The following is a 3,004-nucleotide window of genomic DNA, read 5'->3' as shown; positions in this document are numbered from 1 at the left end:
AGAGTCTCTATACCAGGCAGGATATTGAGATGGTACAGCAGATCAAACAACTGCTCTACCATGAAAAGTATACAATAGAAGGTGTACGCAAGAGATTTTCTCCGTGTAAAACGACATCTGTCAAACAACAGGCAGCTCCTGTAGATCTTTCTCAGGATTTGCAGGCATTACTTAGGGTGGTACGACAGGAATTACAATCGATTCGTATTTTACTTTAAGCGGTTTATGGCCTCGAAGGTTTCTTCGGGGCTTTTTAGTGAGTACACATGCTGATTCAGAACTCCAATAGATCTAATACGACAGACACGGTTGTGCAGCTACTGGTGGTAGATGACGAAAAGAGTGTGCTGAGTGTTGTTACACGCTGTTTTCTGGATAGTCCGGTACATGTGGTCACAGCAGATAACGCCAAAACAGCTCTTGAAATGTTACATAACGGCCTGCAGGTTGCTTTGGTTATTTCTGATTATCGGATGCCGGGCATGAATGGCGTTGAGTTTTTGCAGCAAGTGATGCAGAACTGGCCAGATATCAAACGGGTTATATTGTCTGCGTATCCTGATACCGATCTATTGCTATCTGCGGTAAATGAAGGTCGAGTGCATTACTTTGTGGCAAAACCATGGAATAGCGGTGAGTTGCGATCAGTAGTGCAAGAGTTGCTTAAAGAAGTTGATGTATTGAAAAATGTTCGCCAAGAAGTAGAGGAACTGGTTCATCGCAATAAATTGCTGGCATCAACCAATCAGCAGTTGACGCAGCTTCTGAATAATCTACTTCAGATAGTACGGGGTGATGATCCGGATAAGGCGATAAAAATTCCTTCTCCGCTACCTGAAACAGTATCACTGACGGCTCATCAACACCTTTCTCCCCGTGAATATCAGATTCTAAAGGCTCTTGCAGCTGGTCAGAAACCTAAAGAAATCGCCCATGATCTCGGAATTAGTGTTAAGACCGTCAGTACCTACAAGCTGCGTATGTGTGAAAAAATGGGTTTTTCAAGCGATGCAGCGCTCATTTCGTATGCGCTTTCTAACCGTATTATTCCCTGCCGCTAAATTCTTCCTTACAAAAAATCTTTAGCTTGTAAGAAAAATCATTCAAATGTATTAATTCATCTGACTTACAAGTATCTGTGATTACGGTATAGTACAAGCATTACCAAGGAGTTTAGTATGGATTTAGTTACGCAACAACCTTTAAGCTGGTTTGCACCGGCTGGCAGAGCAACTCATGAAACATTACAGCAGGAATCCGAAAAGGTTGCCAATAGTGAACTGGTTGCAGCACTTTTGAATGCCATGCCTGATTTACTGCTGGTGCTTAATCAACAGCGTCAGATTGTAACGGTAAATCAACGTTTACTGAAGATTTTTGGCGTTGCTGATCCTGAATCGTTGCTGGGGTTGCGACCAGGAGAAGCCGTTGGATGTACGTACTGTCATGAAGGCCCAGATGGTTGTGGTACTGCTGCACATTGTTCCGTTTGTGGTGCTGTGCGTGCTATTTTAGCCAGTCAGGCGAATGGTCAGCCGGAACAGGGCGAGTGCCAGTTAATGCTGGATAACGATGGTTGTTCGGCGCTTGATCTGGATGTGCTGGCAACACCGGTTACCATTGAGGGAGAGCAGTTTACCGTGCTGGCTTTACGGGATATCAGCTCTGAAAAACGCCGTCATGTGATGGAACGGGTCTTTTTTCACGATATTCTTAACAGTGCCGGCGGTATACGTGGTCTGGCATCGCTACTGCAAGAAGGAACCACGCCAGTTGCAGAGGAAGAATACAAAGGTTGGATGGTTAATCTTGCTGACAATCTGATTGAAGAGATCAACCATCAGCGCCGTTTGCTGGATGCTGAACAGGGCACTTATAAACCTGATTTTGTACAAGTAGATCTCTCAGAACTTCTGCACGATGTCCAGCAACTTTATGAACATCATGAACGGGTACCGGACCGGAAGCTAATGCTTGAACTGCCGATCAACTGTAGTCTGACAACTGATCGTTCTTTGTTGCGCCGGATTGTCGGTAATATGGTGTTGAATGCACTGGAGGCCAGTAAACGAGGAGACACCGTAATCATCGGGGCTCATTGTTTAAATGATAGAGTGTATATACAGGTGACGAATCCCGGTGAAATGACTTCAGAAGTTCAGCTGCAGATCTTCAAACGTTCCTTCAGTACAAAAGAAAAGCAGGGCAGGGGGTTGGGGACCTACTGTATGAAGCTTTTTGGTGAGAGGTACCTGGGGGGGACGGTTAGTTTCAACTCAGCCGACGAAGTTACTGTTTTTACACTGGCATTACCATTAAAACCTGTGTATTAACCAAACCCAGCAACGTGTGGCAGTTACCCGATAGTTGGTTATGGAGGCGGATATGAGTTTATTATTCAGAAATCTTACGATGCGTTGGAAGTTTACCATCTTCGGTATTCTTGCAACATTCCTGTTACTCATTGCTATTGCCCAGTCCTACCGTGGTATGCGGGCCACCGAAGACCGTGTTGATCTGTTTGTGGAAAAATATCAAGCTGTAGCTTTTATTGTCAGCGAGATGCATACCCAGGGCATCCAGGCAGAGCAGGCGATCCGCAACGTAATCCTGAACCCTTCAGATGAAAAGGCCATGGCCAACTTCAAAAAAGCCAATGAAGAGTTTCTTGAATCCCAGAAAAACGCCTCTGCACTTGCCAAATCTATTGGCAAGTATGAACAGTCTTTGGCTAAGCTGCCCCCCCTTTGGCAGGAAAACAGTGTTGTCAAGGATGAGATTATTACTCTGGCCCGCTCTGGTAATCAGTCCGCATCCATAGAGATGCTGGCAAAACAGGAAACACCAAAATGGCGTGAAATCAAGGCCCAGATTATTGATCTGCAAAAGGCCATGAAAAAGGACATGGCTACACCCAGAAAAGAGATGGATGAAAAGAATGAGAACAACCTGCTCATTACTGTTGCCATTCTTGGGTCTACTGTTGTGCTCATTAATATCTTCC

The 3,004-nt window shown here is 44.9% G+C and carries 3 protein-coding genes and 1 pseudogene; all 4 read left to right on the top strand.

All coding sequences use genetic code 11. The features are described 5' to 3' along the window. Positions 1–218: pseudogene (locus tag OEL57_RS15850) on the top strand (MerR family transcriptional regulator); the annotation flags it as partial. 48 nt (positions 219–266) lie between these two features. Next, the gene (locus OEL57_RS15845) at positions 267–1,061 is read left to right on the top strand and encodes a response regulator (RefSeq protein WP_300741807.1); all 795 of its coding nucleotides are present in this window, start codon (positions 267–269) and stop codon (positions 1,059–1,061) included. A gap of 117 nt (positions 1,062–1,178) precedes the next feature. Then, positions 1,179–2,333 carry an ATP-binding protein gene (locus tag OEL57_RS15840; RefSeq protein WP_300741805.1) on the top strand — a complete coding sequence of 385 codons (1,155 nt, stop codon included), beginning with the start codon at positions 1,179–1,181 and terminating at the stop codon, positions 2,331–2,333. A gap of 52 nt (positions 2,334–2,385) precedes the next feature. Continuing rightward, a partial coding sequence (locus OEL57_RS15835) for a CHASE3 domain-containing protein (RefSeq protein WP_422664559.1) occupies positions 2,386–3,004 on the top strand: 619 nt, incomplete at its 3' end.

The sequence above is a fragment of the Trichlorobacter sp. genome (assembly GCF_030247655.1).
GTDB lineage: Bacteria > Desulfobacterota > Desulfuromonadia > Geobacterales > Pseudopelobacteraceae > Trichlorobacter.
The sequence above is the reverse complement of the archived record's forward strand: the minus strand, read 5'-3'. Positions and strand labels throughout refer to the sequence as shown.